Raw genomic sequence first — 16952 nt, 5'->3', positions numbered from 1 at the left:
GCACAGAGAATTACTCGCGGCGGGCGTTTGGAAGCTCCGCCGCCATCCAGCCTACTTCTCGGGTTTATTTAGCCGCTTGATGCACCATGAGAGCACAGCGGCTTGAGAATCTTGCCTGCGTATCTTGTCGAACAATGCGCGTGCCGACATGATGCAACTCATGAAGAGCAGAAACGAAGTACGGAAATCATATGCGCAGGATGATGAACGCCAACAGTTCATCGATCGCTATGAAAAACCTCTTCGAGCCTATTTCATCAAGCGGATGCCTGCGCACGACGACGTAGATGACCTGATGCAGGAATTGATGCGTCGCATGTGGTCTTCGAATGGTGACAGACTGATTGAAAACCCGGACGGGTACATGTTCCAGGCAGCCGCAAACCTGCTGAAGGAAAGGTATAGAAAGGTCGGAACTCGCAACTCCGCGATCCGGGAGTTGTCTTTTTTTCAGGCTGCTAATGAGGAGATTACGCCAGAGCGCATCTTGCAGGGCAAGGATGAGCTTCGCCAGTTGGAAAAGGTACTGGCGGAACTTCCTCCCCGTACGCGAACGGTGTTCCTCTTGCACCGCTTCGAAGGCTTCAAGTATCGCGAGATTGCGAAAAGGATTGGCGTTTCAGTGAGTGCGGTAGAAAAGCATATTGCGAATGCCGCACGTCATCTGGCCGAAAGGATGGGGCGGGAATAATGGCGTCCAGCCATACCCTGACTGGCGAACAGGAGGACAGCGCAGTCATGCAAGACGCTGCGGACTGGTTCGCGCGCATGTCCAGCGATTCCGTTACGGAGCGTGATTGCGAGAATTTCCGCAAGTGGTGTTCGAAATCTTCGGCTCATTCCGATGCCTACGACCATATTGCCCGCACTTGGCAGGCGGCCGGTGATTTTGCCGAGACCCCGGAGATCGTGCGTCTGCGTGTTGCAGCACTCGCCGAGACACCGGACCGGCACCCTCGCTGGCAACTCGCGTCTGCGGCAGCCGTCTTTCTTGTTTGCATTGCTGCTGGCCTGCTGGTTGTCTTGGGAGTTGGATGGACTGATCAAGATCGCGTACCACCTTCATTTCACCCGAGTGCCGAAACGCTAGCGTCCAGCGAGACTGAAGATTTCGCGACACCTCAGCGGTCCAGCGGTGAAGGCGCTGCACACTCGTCTGCGTCTCTTTCTTTCAGTTCCACCTATACGACGACTGTCGGTGAAATGGCGGTGTTCGATCTCCCGGACGGATCCAAGCTTACCTTGAATACCGCATCGCATGTGCGTGTGAATTACACTGCGGAAAACCGGAACCTGCAACTCTTGGAAGGCGAGGCCTTGTTCGAAGTTGCCAAGGACCGGTCGCGTCCTTTCATCGTGACTGCCGGCAGTCAGCAGGTCGTCGCATTGGGCACGGTATTCTCCGTCCGGCGTTCGGGAGAAGAAGCCGAAGTCCTCCTGCTTGAGGGAGAGGTCCGGGTCGACCTGATCAGCCAGTCTATCGGCGCCAACAGCGCACACATGATGGCGGGAGAGCGACTGCGCATCCTGCCAGATCGCAGTTTTGCGATCAGCCGCTCGAACCTCGCCCAAGCCACCAGCTGGCGCAGCGGCAGGCTGGTTTTTGACCAGACACCGCTTCGGGATGTCCTCGCTGAGTTCAATCGCTATTCCGGCCCGCAATATGTCCTGAAGGGCGAGGAACTGGGCGACCTGCTGGTCAGCGGCACTTTCCGCATTCGATCGGCAGAACACTTTTCTGCTGCATTGGAAGCAGGCTTCCCGGTAAAAGTTGCCAAGCGCGGCGACGCCAACATTCTGGAAGTTAGTCCAGCTACTTCAGCTCCTTAACTTATCCAGCAGGCGCTCTCGTAGCCCGGGGCGCCTTGTCCCTCCCCTTTCCACACGCATTTTTTCGTCTTGTTGCCCTGAGGAAACGCGCGCCCGGTTCATCTTGATTGGATGACAGCCGGGATCGATTTGCCGTTTCTGTCGGAGAATAATCAAATTTGCTCAGGGGAAATTTATGCTCAATCGAGGACTTGCACTCGCGGCACTGGCAGCTGGTTGCAGCCTGACTGCAATTTCAACAGGCGCTCATGCCCAGCAAGCCAGCGATCCCGAGATACAATTGAATGCGCAGGAGTACGATATCCCGGCGCAACCGCTTTCAAGCGCACTCGATCACTTCGCGGAGATTTCCTCGGTTGACCTGTTGTATTCCTCCGATCTTGTAGAGGGAAAGCGATCCAGCGCTGTGCGCGGCGTTTTTCCATCGGACGAAGCTCTGGGCGAATTGCTCGCAGGCACCGGAGTGATGGCGGCCCGCGTCTCAGACAATGTCTTTTCACTCACACAGGAAGAAGGCGCAACTCCGATCGACGCCAGCAACAACGGCCTCTCGGGGACAGTGCGCAATGCCAGCACAGGCGCAGCCCTTTCTGGTGCGCTGGTCGAAATTATCGGAACCGAACTTGCCGTAACGACAAATGATCGCGGGTTTTTCTCGTTTCCGGAAGTTGCAGCCGGGGCCAACCAACTGCGTGTGCGGTATCTGGGGCGCGCCCCGCAGATGTTCCCCATACCGAGGTCAGCCGCTGATCGCAGAAATCTGGACCTCGCCCTGGGCGATAACGGCGAGGATATCGTCGTCTCCGGATACCTTAACAGTATCCAGCGATCGTTGAACGAGCAGCTACGCGCATCCAACAACTCGACCGTCGTGTCGGCTGACATGCTGGGCGGTTTTCCTGCAGAGACAATATCGGAAGCTTTGCGCCGTGTGCCCGGCGTCGGTTTCGGGCGCGATGATGAAACAGGCGAAGGCTCGCGCATCACAGTGCGCGGCTTCAGTTCCGAAGCCATCAACGTGCAGCTTAACGGTGTCGAACTGCAGGGTACGAGCTTCGAGAGAACGATTGACCTGAGCGGCTTCCTTACAGAGAACCTTTCGCAGGTCACGATTCACAAATCACTCCTGCCAAGCCATGAAGCCACTGGTTCGGGCGGCCTTGTCGAAATCGAAACCAAGTCCGGGCTCGACTATGGTAGTTTCGCGCTCAATCTGAACGCGGAAGGCGAGTTCAGCCCGGAGCGTGCCTACGGCGAGGAATATCAGCTCAACGGTACGATTGCAGGGCAGCTCACCCCCGATTTCGGCGTTGTGGCGACATTGCAGTATCGCAACACAGACCGTACGAACATCGATAGCCGCGTGACCGATGTGATCCCCCCGGTGCTTCCCGACGGCTTCACCTCGATCTTTACCGTGCCCGCTAGTTTCGAGTTTCCATTCGACCCCGAATTACCGCTGCGCCTGATTATCGGCAGCAACATCGTCCAGCGCGATCGCGAAGAGAAAACGCTGACCGGCTCGCTGGGCTTTGCCTGGGATCTTGGTGGGCACACGCGTCTCCGGCTCGATCTGCAACGCAACATGCGAGATGTCGAGGGGGTGACGACCAGCACTTCGTTTGTGGGAGCCACGCCGACAATCGACATGCCGATCCCCGAACTCGACGGCGAAGTGCGTCGCCGAGAGTACATCTCCAACTTTCGGCCAAGCTACACGATCGATACACTCGACAACAAGCTGACAACCGACACTGTCAGCTTTCGCGGCGACACCACCATGGGTCGCTGGGATTTCGAATATCGGCTGGGCTATACGAAGGCGCGCGCCGAAGGCGACAACTCCTCTCTCAACCTGCAAGGCGCGCTTAACAACAATATCCAGGAGATCATCGACCCGTCGACGATTGTGACGGCGCCCGACACCAACGGCACGCTCCGGGTAATCGATGGCCTCTACACAACCGGGGCCAACGGTGTCCCCATTCCGTCCCTTTCCGCATTAGGTCAGGCCGCGATCATCGATCCAGACCAGTTCAATGTGCTGATCGCCAGTCGCAACCTGATCGACAATTCGACAGAGAGCTGGAATGCCGAGCTCCAGGTTCGCTATCGCCCCGCGCCCGATTTCATCGAGTACGTCGAAGTGGGCGGGCTATACCGTCCCACAAAGCGCAACACCCTCGACGATGCAACCAATCCGCGCAATTCAACGATCGAGAGTTACGTTCGCCGACTGAACCAGGAAATAGCTATCGGCGAAATCGACGGGGCTATCCTGGGGTCTCGCGACCTCGACATCATCGGGCTGCCAGACTTCAGTGTCGCTTCGGTCGATCCGAGCGTGTTGCCGACAGTCTTCGAATTCCTGCGCGCCGACAACGGCACGCGGTATAGTGCGACAAACCGCACCGGCCTCGACCCGATTCTCGATTCCAGCGCTTTCCAGCCAACGGAAACCAGTGAGGAGAAGTATGCCGCCTATTTCGAAGCACAGCTGAAATTCGGCGATTTCGACCTCACGGCAGGCGTACGGTACGAGGCCGAAAGCCGGTCCAACATCACCATTGTCTCGCCATCGATCAGGACTGGTCCGGGTTTCACCTCCGAACCGCGAGAGACCTTCCTGGACGCCGGGCTGATCACATTCGAAGAGGTTTCAGGCACGACCGACAGCTGGACACCAAGTTTCTTGCTGAACTACCGCCCGGCGGACAATATCGTTGCCCGGCTTGGCTACTTCCGGTCCACTGTCAACCCGGACCTGCGATTGCTGAACCGCACCCAGCGCTTCTTCGCCGATCTGCGACCGGGAAATGGACGCGTGACCGTATTCCTTCCCAACCCGGACTTGCGAGCGACTGTCACTGACAACATCGACATAGACCTCTCCTACTATTTCGAGGACTCGATCGGCCTGGTCAGAGCTGGCTTCTTCTACAAGGATGTGAAGAACAATTTCACCAATGTGGAGTTTCTCGACGGGTCGGGTGACGGCGTACGTGAAGCCTACGAGGAATTCTTTGCGCCCCTGCGGGCGGACCGTCCTGATCTGTTCGAATTCCCGGAGTGGACCGAATTCGTCCTCAATCAGCCGCAAAATGGTGCAGGTGGCGAAATCTACGGGTTCGAAGTCGAACTTGTTCGCGAACTGGATTTTCTGCCCGGCTTCCTGAGCGACTTTGGCGTGCTTGCGAATGCTACCTATACGACCGCCGATTTTCCCACGCTGGTTTCTGCCCGCGATGATGACGGTAACATAATTCAGGTCGCCCTCGATCGTCCGCTGCGAGACCAGGCCGAGTGGGTCTACAATCTATCTCTGAATTACAATCGCGGCGGTTTCGATGGCACCGTGATCTACACCTATCAATCGGCAACCGCCCAGGCTTTCGATGAATTCAATATCAACACGATCGTGCCTTCCTACGATACGCTCGACGCAAGGCTTTCGTACACGTTCGATTGGAACGGCAACAGTTTCACTGTCTATGTGGAAGGTGACAACCTGTTGCAAGATGGAAAGGACGCCGAGGTCCGCCTGCTGACAGGATCGCAGTTCGGCGATGGCAATACAGACTTCGCTTTCCCACTGAATTTCCAGTTCAATGGCGGTCGTACACTTACAGCAGGCATTCGCGCCCGCTTCTAGGCTCGGCGCCCGCGCGCCCGATCAGGCGCGCGGGCGTCAAGAGTGTCTTGCCAGCACCACCATGGCAGATTTCGCCGATGCTCGACTGAGGAAAACCGGCGTCACTGCATCTTACTGAACAATAGCCAGCCGAATGCGCTGCGCCTCCCGATCCAACCGGAGAAACTCATGCCTCGTCATCTTCGTCGTTTTCTTGCGTCTACTGTTGCTGGAGCGGCCTTGCTGGCAGGCGGTGCCACACTCCCGTATGCAGGCGGTACGGTCGTTCAGGCCCAGGAAACGGAGCAGGAAGCTGCTTTTACTCAGGACGCCAGTGATCTGTCCGCGGATGACCGCGTCATTTATGGACAGCTGGAGAATGGCTTGCGCTATGCCGTAATGCACAACGCGACGCCGAGCGAAGCTGCGGCTATCCGCATGCGGATCGACACCGGGTCGCTGAACGAGACCGAGACACAGCGCGGCCTCGCTCACTTCCTGGAGCATATGGCCTTCAACGGCTCCGAAAATGTGGCTGAAGGCGAGATGGTCCGGCGGCTCGAGCGATACGGCCTGTCCTTTGGCGCAGATACGAATGCAAGCACCGGCTTCGATCAGACTATCTACAAGCTGAACCTGCCGAACGTGGAAGATGCAGTTCTGGACGAAGCATTTTTCCTCATGCGTGAAACGGCCGACAAGCTGCTGCTGGACGCAGAGGCCATCGAGCGCGAGCGCGGCGTAATCGCGTCGGAACTGGCAGCGCGAGACGATCTTTCCTTTCGTGCATTCGTTGATCGCTTGGCGTTCTTTACGGATGGCAGCGGCCTGACAGACCGCCTGCCCATTGGCACCAGTGAAAGCATCGCCAGCGTGCCGCGCGAGGAATTTGTGTCCTACTATCGCGGTTACTACCGTCCCGAGAATACCTTCATTGCGGTGATCGGCGACATCGACACGCAGGAAGCCGTGAACAGGATTAAGGAGACTTTCGGCGATTGGCAGGCGGTAGGAGAGCCATTGCCTGCCGCTACGCGCGAACCAGCCCTGATTGAGCCAGGCAAGATCGGCATCTATACCGACGAAGGTTCGATAACCACGATCACCCTGGCAGCATTGAAACCCTATGTTGATCGACCTGACACGCGTGCGGAACGGCGTGCAAGGCTGGTTCGGGCATTGGGCCTCCGCATTCTCAACGAGCGAATGCACGAAAAGGTGAACAGCGGTGAGGCGACGTTCCTGGGCGCCAGGGGCGGCACCTACTCGGTTGAGGAAACGATCGAAGGTGCGATGCTGACGATCCGCACCTCACCGCAGGATTGGGAGACCGCTCTGGCCGATGCCGAGCAGGAACTGCGCCGCGCTCTCACTTATGGGTTTACGCAGAGTGAGCTGGATGAACAGCTCGCCATCATTCGGCAGGCAAGCGAAACTGCCGTAGAGAGGGCCGCAACGCGAAAGACATTCGCCGGCTTCGAATACAACTATGCCGAAGCAATCATCGACGCCTTTGCTGCCGAGCGCGTTTTTACTTCGCCAGCAACAAATCTCGAACTGTTCGAGGAAGCGGTAACCGACTTGACACTCAGCGAGGTGGAACAGGCATTTGGAGAGCTTTGGTCAGGGGTAGACGACCCTGCCATCTACTATGTTTCGACCGAAGCTCCTGACGGAGGGGAACAGGCACTGGCCAGAGCTGTTGCCAATTCCCGGCAAGTCGCGGTCTCTCCTCCCGAAACGGAAGATGTCGAAGAATTCGCCTACACGGAGTTCGGTGTTCCCGGACAGATTGTTGCGGAAAAATTCTCCGAAGCCGCTGGCGCACACCTTATTCGCTTCGACAACAACGTCTTGCTGAATTTCAAGCGGACGGAGTTCGATACCGGGACAATCTACGTGCGCGCTCGCGTTGGCGAAGGATGGCTTGCCATGCCAAGGCCGAGCGAGGGCTTGCGGCGCATGGGCCTCAACCTGCTCAACAACAGCGGGTTGGAGGCACATACCCAGGATGAAATCGACCGGATCTTCGCCGGGCGCCGAGTTGGGTTGCGCACGCGCACACAGATTGACAACGATGCCTTTGAATTGCTCGGCGCAACGGACCGGGAAGACCTGGGTTCACAGCTTGATCTCATGACGGCGAAAGTCATGGCGCCTGCATTCCGGGAAACGGAGGCAAACCGCCTCCGCCGCAGCCTCCGTGCCTGGTATCCCACGCACGATGCATCACCCAATGAAGTCGCGAACAAGTACCTGCCAAGGCTTGTGCGTTCGGGAGACAAGCGTTTCGGCTTCGATGGCCTGGAAAGCTTCATGTCCCCGACAATCGAGGAAGTTCGTGCCTGGATCGAACCAGAGCTGGAAAACGGACTGATCGAAGTCACCATCGTGGGAGATGTGGACCGGGAAACCGCCATTGCCGAAGTCGCGCGAACGTTCGGCGCCTTGCCGGAGCGTGCAGACGAGAAGACTGCCCATCTTGATCGGCGCCAACTCGAATTTCCCACTGATGACGCAGGGCCTTTCCGCTTCTATCATCGCGGGGCGGAAGAACAGGCGCTGGTCTATGTCTACTGGCCTGCTCCGGATGCCAGCAATCCAGGCGACCGCTACCGCATGGCAATATTGCGGAGCCTATTCCGTAATCGCCTGACCGCAGTCCTGCGCGAGGAGATGGGATCGACCTATTCGCCGGGTGCAGGCACCTATTCGGACCCGCTCTATCCTGATTACGGATATATCTACACGCGCGTCACGACGACGCCCGAGCAGGTGGAGACGGTTCGCGAAGGCGTTCTTCGCGTTGCCCGTGAGATGGCGCGTGAAGAAATCGACGAAGACGATTTCCAGCGTGCTCTAACGCCGCTGGTGGAGGACCTGGGGAGTTCGCTTGAAAGCAACAGCTACTGGCTGGATATCCTTGGGAATGCGCAGACCACCGGCGAAGGACTGGATCGCCTGGTCGCGCGCGAAGCGGTTTACCGTACAGCTACGGCAGGCGAGATCGGGGAATTGGCGCACGAAATATTTGGCTCGGACAATACTATCTCCGCCTTTATCTTGCCCGCTGACTAGAATTACCGGGAGCCAACGATCGGAGCAGTATTCTGCGAATAACTCTCGGCTTGTTGGCGGCTCGCTGCGCTTGGAGCGCTGCCAGCCGCGGAACTCTCCTTATAACTTGGTGAGATATACAACCCGGTGACGTTCCTGGATACAGTTGTTCCGGAAGAAAACGTTATCAGGAAATCAGATGCAAGGTGTAGGGTCTGCTTTCGGCCTACTTCGTCGAAAAGCCGCCTGTCAGCTAACGGCCCGGCGTCTGACAAGTGATCATCCCTATAGTAAACGAGTAAACGCTTCGAGACGGGCAGATAGCTTGCCAAGAAGAACTAAGTCACCGCGCTAGGAAATCTCAAGGCTGCAGGATGAGATTCTTGCTGAAGAAACGAGTCCGGCACGACAAGGGCTGCCGCACTTTTCAAGTCGGGATTGATCCAGGTTTTGAGCAAGGCTCTCGTTTCTCATTCGTCAACACTCTTGCCGTAGGATGTCCTCGGCGAACCCAGCGACGTGCTCGCGCAACTTACAGACCACATTCACAGGCCTCTCGATGGCAACTTCCAGCTCATGCCAGACCTGCGCGTCTTCGTCGGTGACTGCCTTCATTTTATCAAACCCATGCAAATGCGTTTCTGGTTGCGATCCACGGCGCTGGCCGACGCCGACGGAGTAGCGCTCGAACTCCAACAAGCAGCTGCCCTGGCGCAACAGAGAGGCGTCGATTGATGCTCATCGGCCATGCGCAGGGGTGGCTAGAAAATTTCGTTTCTTTCGATGATCGCTTTCTGGAAAGGGTAGCGGCGGCATGGCCAGTCTGCATGGCGGTTCTTCCAGAACATCCTGACGAGGATTGCATCACAATCAACCTCGTCGATCACCTCGCCAAGAATGCTGTCGTGCGTGGACTGTGCCACTGAGTGGAGTATCAGTTTGAGCCGTTCGGGCTTGCGACGGACGGGTCAAAATACAGTAAGGGCATCATCGATCTCGCCGTGCTGTTCGATTGGGACCGGGAGAGATACCTGGCTATGAGTGCAAACGGCTCAACGTGATCAATGGAGAAGCCGCAGCTCCTTAGCTACAGCGTACGTCACTCAGGGCATGGAGCGTTTTCTCACCGAGCAGTACGCCGAGAAGCTTCCTGTTGGGTGCACGCTGGGGTATGTGCTCGTCGGCGACGTACCCTTTGCGCACTCTCGGATCGCGCGTGCCATCAGCAACCATACCCCTATCGCACTGACTGCGGGCCTAACCCGCTTGCCGCGATCGAGTCGATGTCGCGCTTTTCGTTGCGAATGATTCTCGCCCGGACAGTCGATTAGTTAAGTCTATTATTTCCTCGAGAACCATCACTGTTGTCGATGGATCATGCGGCTCGACAAGTCCGACCTGAACCTGTTCGTCGCGTCCGATGTCCTGATGCAGGAGCAGAGCGTGACGCGGGCTGCAATGCTCTGACAGCCGCGTCCCGCAATGACTGGCTGATTGCGGTTGGAAGCCAGAGAGGAAGCTGCGGAACACAGATTACCAGCAGCAAGGCAATGCAGAACGGACAGCTACCGTTGCCGCCCCGGTTCCCTGACGGATATGCTGAGTATCTCGCCCGATATCGCGGGACTGCCGGACGGCGCGCGCGCGGTAAGGCCGAGCCATGCGAATTCGCAGCCCACGTTCTGGTCCACGCGCATGATGGTGGGAGAGGGGCCGAGCGCGTCCGACCAGGCCATTTCCCCGCCCGGGCATGCAAGCGTCAGCCGCGCCCTGCCGGCAGCGCCGGCATCAAGCGAATGTTCCACCTCGAATACCGTGGTCCCTTCGCCCAATCTTATGAGACGCTGGCCGAGCGGTCCGCCATAGCCGCTACGAACCGAAACGAGGATCGCTTCGGCGTCGGTCGTCGGCCGCGCGAAGGCTCCGGGCTGTTCGTAGAATTCCCAGTGGAACGGCGTGTAGACGTCTTCCCAGCCAAGCGCACCGCTACTCACCGGAACGGCCTCCAAGCTGCGAATCCTGGCGAACAATGTTGCTGCTTCATCAAGGCGCTGGGTGCGTGCCATGGCGCGCAGAATCGCCCGGTCGGCCTCGAGTTCGACGCTCGCATCCGGCGACATGTCGAGGCGGACGCGAGAAAGATTGCCAACCAGTTCATCCCGGGCCGCGGCCTGCCTGAAGAACTGCTCCCCCCATTCGGGACCAGTATTCAGGATCTGAACGAAAGCCAGCACCAGCGTTTCATTGGACAACTGATCTACAAGCAGGGGAATCATCGCTTCCTCCTGCGATGGATAGAGAAGGAGGGTGCGATTGAGGGAGGCGAGCAACTGGTCGTCGTCGCGCCTCTCCACCGCCGCAATCAAAGCAGCGGAATTAAGCACGCGGCCCCGCCGGGATGCTGCAAGCGCGGCATCGAGAATGGCATCTCGCTCGGCGGCGCTCTGGGTCCCCATGGCGAGAACGGCGAGCGCTTCAGTCGCCAGGAGCTCCCGGCCGACGGCGTGTTGCGCCGCAGGTATCGCAGCGGAAAAATCGACGACGTTTGAGTCCGGGTCAGCGGTAACCTGCGCCACGGCTCGCTGCTCGAAAGCGGGCGCAGCGAAGAGAGAAAGCGACACGGCCAGCGCTGGCTGGCCGTCCGCCAGGACATTGGAGAGGGCCTGGCTCGCGGATCCGACTGCCAGGACCGCAGCTACAGCGACGATCGCAAACTTGCGCACCATGTGCCCCTTCCTTCCACCGACCGAGCAATTCACAAGGGCTAGGACGTGGTCGATTCGTAGGTGTACCCGTAGCCGTACTCACTGCCATAGCCGTATTCGTCGTTGCGATGATCGACCTTGGTGACGAGCGCGCCGATGATGTCGACACCCGGTTGGCGCAGACGCGCAAGGGCATTGCGTATCGCGTAGATCGAAGTCTCGTTTGCCTGCATCACGTATATTACGCCGCCTGCGAGATGCCCGATTTCCACCGCATCGGCCAGACCAAGCACGGGGGGACTGTCAATGATGACGTAGTCGTATTGCTGTTCGAGGTCGGCCACCAGACTTTTCAATCCCCCGCGTGCGATGAGATCGCCCGAATCGCTTGGTATCGATCCGCTGGGAATAAAGTCTATACCGTGTTCCTCTAGGTGCATGATGTTCGGCTGCGTCATCGAACCCGATAGAAGTTCACTCAGGCCCTTCACCTTGGCCGACTGTCCAAGCAGGCGGGAGAGACCCGCCCGGCGCATGTCGAGGTCAAGCAATACAACACGTTTGCCCACGCGTTGCAGGCTGCGCGACAGGGCAAGCGAGGAGATCGTCTTACCTTCTGCCGGCCTGGTCGAGGTGAGCATGATGACGCGCCGTGCACCGCTAGGCAGGGCAGAGAGCATCGTGGTTCTGCTTGAACCGTAGGCTTCCGTAAGCTGGGACTTTGGATCCTGCAGTTCTTCCACCATGTCGTCGGTCTGGGCGCGGGGGATGGCTCCTAGGACCTGAAGCCCCAGCTGTTGCCGGATCTGCGAAATATGGCGCAGGCTGCGGTCGAAGAAGTCGGCGAGGTAGACAATCGCCAGCGAAAGAATCGTCGCAAGGATCAGGGCAATCAGCAGGTTGCGCGTAAGCGACGGACCGGACGGGCTGCCCGGCGGGGTTGCGCGTTCGATCATGGTCATGTTGTTGCTGCCGGCCTCGCCGACGCCAAGCTCTGTGTAACGCTGCAACAACGCATCGTAGAGTTCGCGGTTGGTATCGACCTCGCGTCGCAGGATGCCGTACTCGGTGCCGAGGTTCTGTTCGGCCAGATAGCGACCGCGCGCCGTATTGAAGCGTTCGCGAAGTTCCGCCTCCTCGCGCAGGGCACGTTCGTAAGCGGCCTGCCTGGCAGAATTCATCACCCCGCCTTCACTGCTGATCGACCGTTCGAGCGATGCGATTTCAGCTTCCAGAGCCTGCACTCTAGGGTTTGCCGGACCCAGAGTCGTGCGCAGGTTGGCAAGCTGCGCTTCCGCTTCAGCCCGGCGCGAGCGAAGGGCGAGGGCGCTGTCGACCTCCGCGTTACTACGCTCCGCATCAAGCGCGCTGCGGGCTTCGATGCGGCGCAGGGATGCCGCGATCAATGCCTCGTTGAGCGCCGAAAGCTGAGATGTCGAAAGGGTTTCCTGCCCTGCGGTCTGTTCTCCGGTTTCGGTGGCCGAGGAATTGAGGACGACGATCTCGTTCTCGTTGGCATAGGCCGCCAACTCGGCCTCGGATTCTTCAAGCGCAACGCGCAGTTCGGCCAGCTGGTTTTCGAGGCGGTCCCGCGCCAGCTGCGTGTCGCCGAAACGCTTGTCGTAATTGGCTGCAAGGAATTGCTCCGCCCAGGCATTGGCAATCCGGGCGGAAATCTCGGCTGAAGGCGACGTGGAAACGATATCGACAAGCTGAGATCCCTCGATCGGCACGACGCTGATCGTGGAACGGACAAGTCCGCCAAGTGCCCGCGGAGACAGATCGCTTTCCTCAATATCGAACGCTTCGCGGAAAACCGGGTCCTGCGCGAAGTTCTCGGCCTCGACCACGCGATCGGCCAGGAAGCGCGATTGCAGCAGCTCGTACTGTGTTTCGTAGTACTGGTTGTCGCGAACCTGCATGTCCAGGCGCAGGTCGTCTTGCCCGGTCGCACCGGCATCGAGACGGCTGATCTCGATCCTCGCGCTGGCCTCGTATTGCGGAGACTGCAGCAGGGTAACGGCCACGCCCAGCAGGATCGTCGCCGCGACGACGAAGAGGAGCAGGTACTTCAGCTCCTTGGCGCGCTGCCACAGGCGCTGCAGCAGCAGCTCCAAAGCATCGTCCATATGCTGCGCGCCGCCGGCAGCCACGGACGGGGCTACGTTCATATCATTGTGGGATTGCATTCTAGTCCTGAATCAGTTTCTGCCTACGCGGTCCAGCAACACCAGGCTGGAGGTTACCGCGGGCAGGATTTGCAAGATGCGCTCGAGGCGACGTTCGCCGGGGTTGTCGCCAACCATGACGATATCACCGTCGTAGAGTTCCGGATCAGGCAGGTTTCCGCGCATGATCGCTTCGAGATTGTAAAGGCCGATGTACCGCTCGCCCGATACTTCGCGGAAGACGAGGACATCGTCCTCACGAGCATAATCGCCAAGGCCGCCAGCCGTGTTGATTGCGCGCATCAGGGTGGTAGCCTCGGCCATCGGGTAATTGCCCGGACGCTCGACCTGGCCGCCGATCGAAATCGCGGGCGGCGTGGCGTTGATGGGATTTACCGTGACGCTGGGGTCGATCACGTATTCACCGGAGAGACGGCTCGCAATCACTGCGGCAAGCTGCGTCGGCGAGAGGCCAAGCGCCGCGACTTCGCCGATGAGCGGGAAGTCGAGCATTCCGTTCTCGCCGATGACGTAAGTACCGCTGAGCGTTTCATCCTGTGCGACGGTTACTTCAATGATGCCCATCGAGGAGAACCGCGGCATCGTTGATTCCGGCGCGGGGAGCGCAGTCAGCGATGTGACAGCAATGTCGCCGGAGGTACCATAGGTGCGATCGGTGGAAGCACAGGCACCAAGCACCAGTGTTGCGAAGAGGAGAGCCGCGCCCCTCACAATGTTCTTTCCGGTCAAGACGTTCGCACTCCTTATCTTGTTACCGTCCCTAGCCGCGCGAAGGCTGCAGCGGAACCCCCAACTCGGGATTGAAACGCCTATGGTTGATATACCACACCTTGTCTATCCTGCGGCAATCGCCTGATCACGCGTCGTTCCACGGGCAGCCGCATTACCCAACAGGGCCAGCGCACAGAAAAACCACACCCCTGCCACCTGGAAAAGCGGCGTGCGGAGGGGGTAATCGAAATAGCTCGCCACTGCGAATATCGCGAATCCAGCAATACCGAGGACGAGATGGCCACGGCCCACTCTTCTCAGTCTTAAAAGATGAAATCCAAGCCAGATTAGGAATGCTAAGAGCAGGATCAAACCTGGCAGACCCGTCTCGATCAGCCACTGCAGCCAATCGTTGTGAGCCATGTTGAGATAGTTCGGCCCCAATAGATCCGACGCCTCATGAATGCGGTAAGTCCGCTCGAACGCTCCCAGTCCGGTGCCAAGCGGAAAATAGGTTTCGATCATTTCGATAAGCTGGGGAACGACGCGGAAGCGCAGGTCCTCCAGCGGATTCTGAGCCACGATTCGCTGGAACGCCGCCAATCGATCTGCAAGCAAGAAGATTGCGACGATTATTGCGGCGAAGACGATGATGACGGCTGCCGGCAGGTAGCGCACGATCACGCTCCGCGCCCCCCCTTTACGGCCAGGCTTTGCCAATTGGGCAGCATCCCTGCTGCCGATAACCAGCAAGGCTGTGGCAGCCATTGCAATGCCGGTGGTGAGCAAGCCCGCGCGCGACCCGTTGACCAGGATCGTCAGGAAGATAGCGCCGTATGCACTCCACAGCAGCACGTCGGCACCGGGAAAAGCCCGTCGCTCTTGTCGCGTAACGAGAAACGCGATGACCAGCAGGGCCAGCGACCCGAACACGGCGGTATGATTGCGGTTTGCAAAGATGCCGACAGGCGCCCCTTCGCTGGTGATACGGTAGAAATATCCGGCATCAGAGTAACCGGTGGTGATCTGCAGAATACCGAGCAGCGCGCTCAAAAGGGCGAGTGCCACGATGGATGCCAGCAGCGGGTAGACGCCGCGTTGGCCCATGCCCGCCATGACCAGCAAAGCGGCTAGCGGAATACCGAGCGCGGCAAGCGCGTTCAGGGTTCGTGAGGGCACCATCGACATCGGCCGCGCCGCGTCGCTGTTGATGGCTGCGGCGATATCCGCCAGCGGCTCTCTGCCCGGAAGCCCGCTCCACAAGGACTCGGACAGGGGCACGAGCTGCGCCGCGGCCAGGACCAGGAGAGTAAGCAACATGGCCAGAGGCCAGCGCAACTCTTTTGGCCAAGTGCGAACGGCGCCGGCAAAGACGAGGGCAAAGCCCGCCACCACCCACGCGATCGGCTGCATCAGGGCGTTCTGCATCACGTCGTAGCGCGAACTTCCGCCAAGAAGGGCCGCCGCAATAAGAAGCGTGGCCAGCAATGCAAGCTGCGGCCTGTCGATTACCGACAGGCTCTTACCCCAGGAAAGTTGGTCCTGTCGTCCGCGCACGTTTGTTGTCCTGCCCTAATCCATCGTTGTTTCACGTGCTTAGAGAATGTGTACGTGTCTGCAAGCCCCGCAAAGAGCTCGGGGCGATGAGCAGGATATGCGGCTTCACAGCTTGCAAAATGACAAACCTTGCCCCCTTACGGGCCTGCGGTTAAGTGGCGCGCCGGAGAACGCATGCATCAGACCTCAATCATCATTCCGGCATACAATAGCGAACACTGCGTCGGCATAGCCATTGAGAGTGCGCTGGCACAGTCTCGTGCCCCAAAGGAAATCATTGTCGTCGACGATGGATCGACCGACAGGACGAGCGAGGTCATTGCCTCTTTCGGCGACAAAGTCGTCCATCTTTCGCAAGAGAATGCAGGCCAGGGTGCTGCGCGAAATACCGGCCTGCGTGCGGCAACGGGTGAATTCATCGCCTTCCTCGACGCAGACGATTACCAGAAACCCGAATTCGTGGAGAGGATGGAGAGCTTTCTCGAGACCCATCCCGAGTGCCTTGCCGTGAGCTGCGCGTTCTGGATCAAGCGGAAGAAGGGCGATTATTACGGCCCCCCGCATCACGAAATGCTGAAGGCCGAACATCCCGACGGACTTGTGCTGGACAACTTCTTTGCCTTCTGGGGCGAGTACGATCACGTCCGCACCGGCGGAGTCATGTTCCGCCGCAATGTGCTCGACACGATCGGCTACCAGAATGCAGATTTGCGGATCAGCCAGGATCTAGAATACTGGGCGATGATCGGCACAGTCGGCCAATGGGGCCTGCTGCCCGAGATTCTTTATGTAGGGACGTCCGATGCCATGGGCCGCAAAACCGGCTGGCGAAAGAAATATGCTCCGCGGCGCAAGAAAGCGCCAACGGTGTCGGCATGGGAGCGCCGGATCCTGCCGCGACTTTCCGCTGAGCAGGATGAAGGTTTCAAGAAGCTGCGTGGCCGCGTCGCGGCTGGATACATGATGGCTCATACCCTCGGTGGCAGCCCGACCGAAGGGAGGAACATTCTCAATCGCTACGGCGATGAAATGTCCTCCGGAACAAGCATCAGCCTCCTTAAGGCCGCGGATCGCCTTGGCCGGCCCGGCTGGTTCGTTGCCACGCAGGCCCTTCGGTTGATCGACAGGCTAAAATGACCCCGCTCGCACGGCCCGGGTCAGGTGAACACCACACAAGGCCCGGCAGTGCGATGCTGATGAACGACAAGTACATGGCAGACCCGAGCCGGTCCCCTTCGAGAGGATCGCAGCCCCTTCAACGAAATTTGCGTC

General features: G+C 58.8%; 10 protein-coding genes. 5 read left to right on the top strand and 5 right to left on the bottom strand.

All coding sequences use genetic code 11. From position 1 onward, the window contains the following. Positions 1–148 precede the first annotated feature (148 nt). The 4 genes from D4Q51_RS10060 to D4Q51_RS10045 all read left to right on the top strand — a co-directional run bounded on the left by D4Q51_RS10060 (position 149) and on the right by D4Q51_RS10045 (position 8539). On the top strand, positions 149–691 hold the full coding sequence (locus D4Q51_RS10060; RefSeq protein ID WP_120077633.1) for an RNA polymerase sigma factor: 543 nt from the start codon (positions 149–151) through the stop codon (positions 689–691). Positions 692–738: 47 nt separating this feature from the next. Further along, on the top strand, positions 739–1830 hold the full coding sequence (locus D4Q51_RS10055) for a FecR family protein (RefSeq protein WP_162925289.1): 1092 nt from the start codon (positions 739–741) through the stop codon (positions 1828–1830). Positions 1831–2005: 175 nt separating this feature from the next. Next, positions 2006–5482 (top strand): TonB-dependent receptor, encoded by a 3477-nt coding sequence (locus D4Q51_RS10050; protein ID WP_120077631.1) that lies wholly within the window; start codon positions 2006–2008, stop codon positions 5480–5482. 42 nt (positions 5483–5524) lie between these two features. Continuing rightward, complete coding sequence (locus tag D4Q51_RS10045; RefSeq protein WP_162925288.1) at positions 5525–8539, top strand: M16 family metallopeptidase; 3015 nt, start codon at positions 5525–5527, stop codon at positions 8537–8539. 456 nt (positions 8540–8995) lie between these two features. On the opposite strand, the gene D4Q51_RS15865 is transcribed toward D4Q51_RS10045, so the two are convergent. From D4Q51_RS15865 to D4Q51_RS10015, 5 genes are all read right to left on the bottom strand, one after another. Beyond that, complete coding sequence (locus D4Q51_RS15865) at positions 8996–9217, bottom strand: hypothetical protein (RefSeq protein ID WP_205689483.1); 222 nt, start codon at positions 9215–9217, stop codon at positions 8996–8998. A gap of 866 nt (positions 9218–10083) precedes the next feature. Next, the gene (locus D4Q51_RS10030; protein ID WP_120077629.1) at positions 10084–11244 is read right to left on the bottom strand and encodes a hypothetical protein; all 1161 of its coding nucleotides are present in this window, start codon (positions 11242–11244) and stop codon (positions 10084–10086) included. A 38-nt stretch (positions 11245–11282) separates the two neighbouring features. Then, positions 11283–13412 carry a GumC family protein gene (locus D4Q51_RS10025; protein ID WP_120077628.1) on the bottom strand — a complete coding sequence of 710 codons (2130 nt, stop codon included), beginning with the start codon at positions 13410–13412 and terminating at the stop codon, positions 11283–11285. A gap of 12 nt (positions 13413–13424) precedes the next feature. After that, complete coding sequence (locus tag D4Q51_RS10020) at positions 13425–14141, bottom strand: polysaccharide biosynthesis/export family protein (RefSeq protein ID WP_120077627.1); 717 nt, start codon at positions 14139–14141, stop codon at positions 13425–13427. Between the two features lie 105 nt (positions 14142–14246). Next, complete coding sequence (locus tag D4Q51_RS10015) at positions 14247–15680, bottom strand: O-antigen ligase family protein (RefSeq protein WP_162925287.1); 1434 nt, start codon at positions 15678–15680, stop codon at positions 14247–14249. A 174-nt stretch (positions 15681–15854) separates the two neighbouring features. Between D4Q51_RS10015 and D4Q51_RS10010 the strand changes: the two genes are divergently transcribed. Then, positions 15855–16817: a glycosyltransferase family 2 protein gene (locus D4Q51_RS10010; RefSeq protein WP_120077625.1), complete on the top strand. Its 963-nt coding sequence runs from the start codon at positions 15855–15857 to the stop codon at positions 16815–16817. The last annotated feature ends 135 nt before the right edge of the window (positions 16818–16952 follow it).

This window comes from Aurantiacibacter odishensis, from assembly GCF_003605195.1.
Classification (GTDB): Bacteria; Pseudomonadota; Alphaproteobacteria; order Sphingomonadales; family Sphingomonadaceae; genus Alteraurantiacibacter; species Alteraurantiacibacter odishensis.
This window is presented reverse-complemented; position numbering and strand designations above follow the sequence as displayed.

Excerpts from the sequence above, each read along its gene's own strand:
- D4Q51_RS10010 (WP_120077625.1), top strand. The coding sequence starts at position 15,855 with ATGCATCAGACCTCAATCATCATTCCGGCATACAATAGCGAACACTGC.
- D4Q51_RS10055 (WP_162925289.1), top strand. The coding sequence starts at position 739 with ATGCAAGACGCTGCGGACTGGTTCGCGCGCATGTCCAGCGATTCCGTT.
- D4Q51_RS10030 (WP_120077629.1), bottom strand. The coding sequence starts at position 11,244 with ATGGTGCGCAAGTTTGCGATCGTCGCTGTAGCTGCGGTCCTGGCAGTC.
- D4Q51_RS10060 (WP_120077633.1), top strand. The coding sequence starts at position 149 with ATGATGCAACTCATGAAGAGCAGAAACGAAGTACGGAAATCATATGCG.
- D4Q51_RS10050 (WP_120077631.1), top strand. The coding sequence starts at position 2,006 with ATGCTCAATCGAGGACTTGCACTCGCGGCACTGGCAGCTGGTTGCAGC.
- D4Q51_RS10025 (WP_120077628.1), bottom strand. The coding sequence starts at position 13,412 with ATGCAATCCCACAATGATATGAACGTAGCCCCGTCCGTGGCTGCCGGC.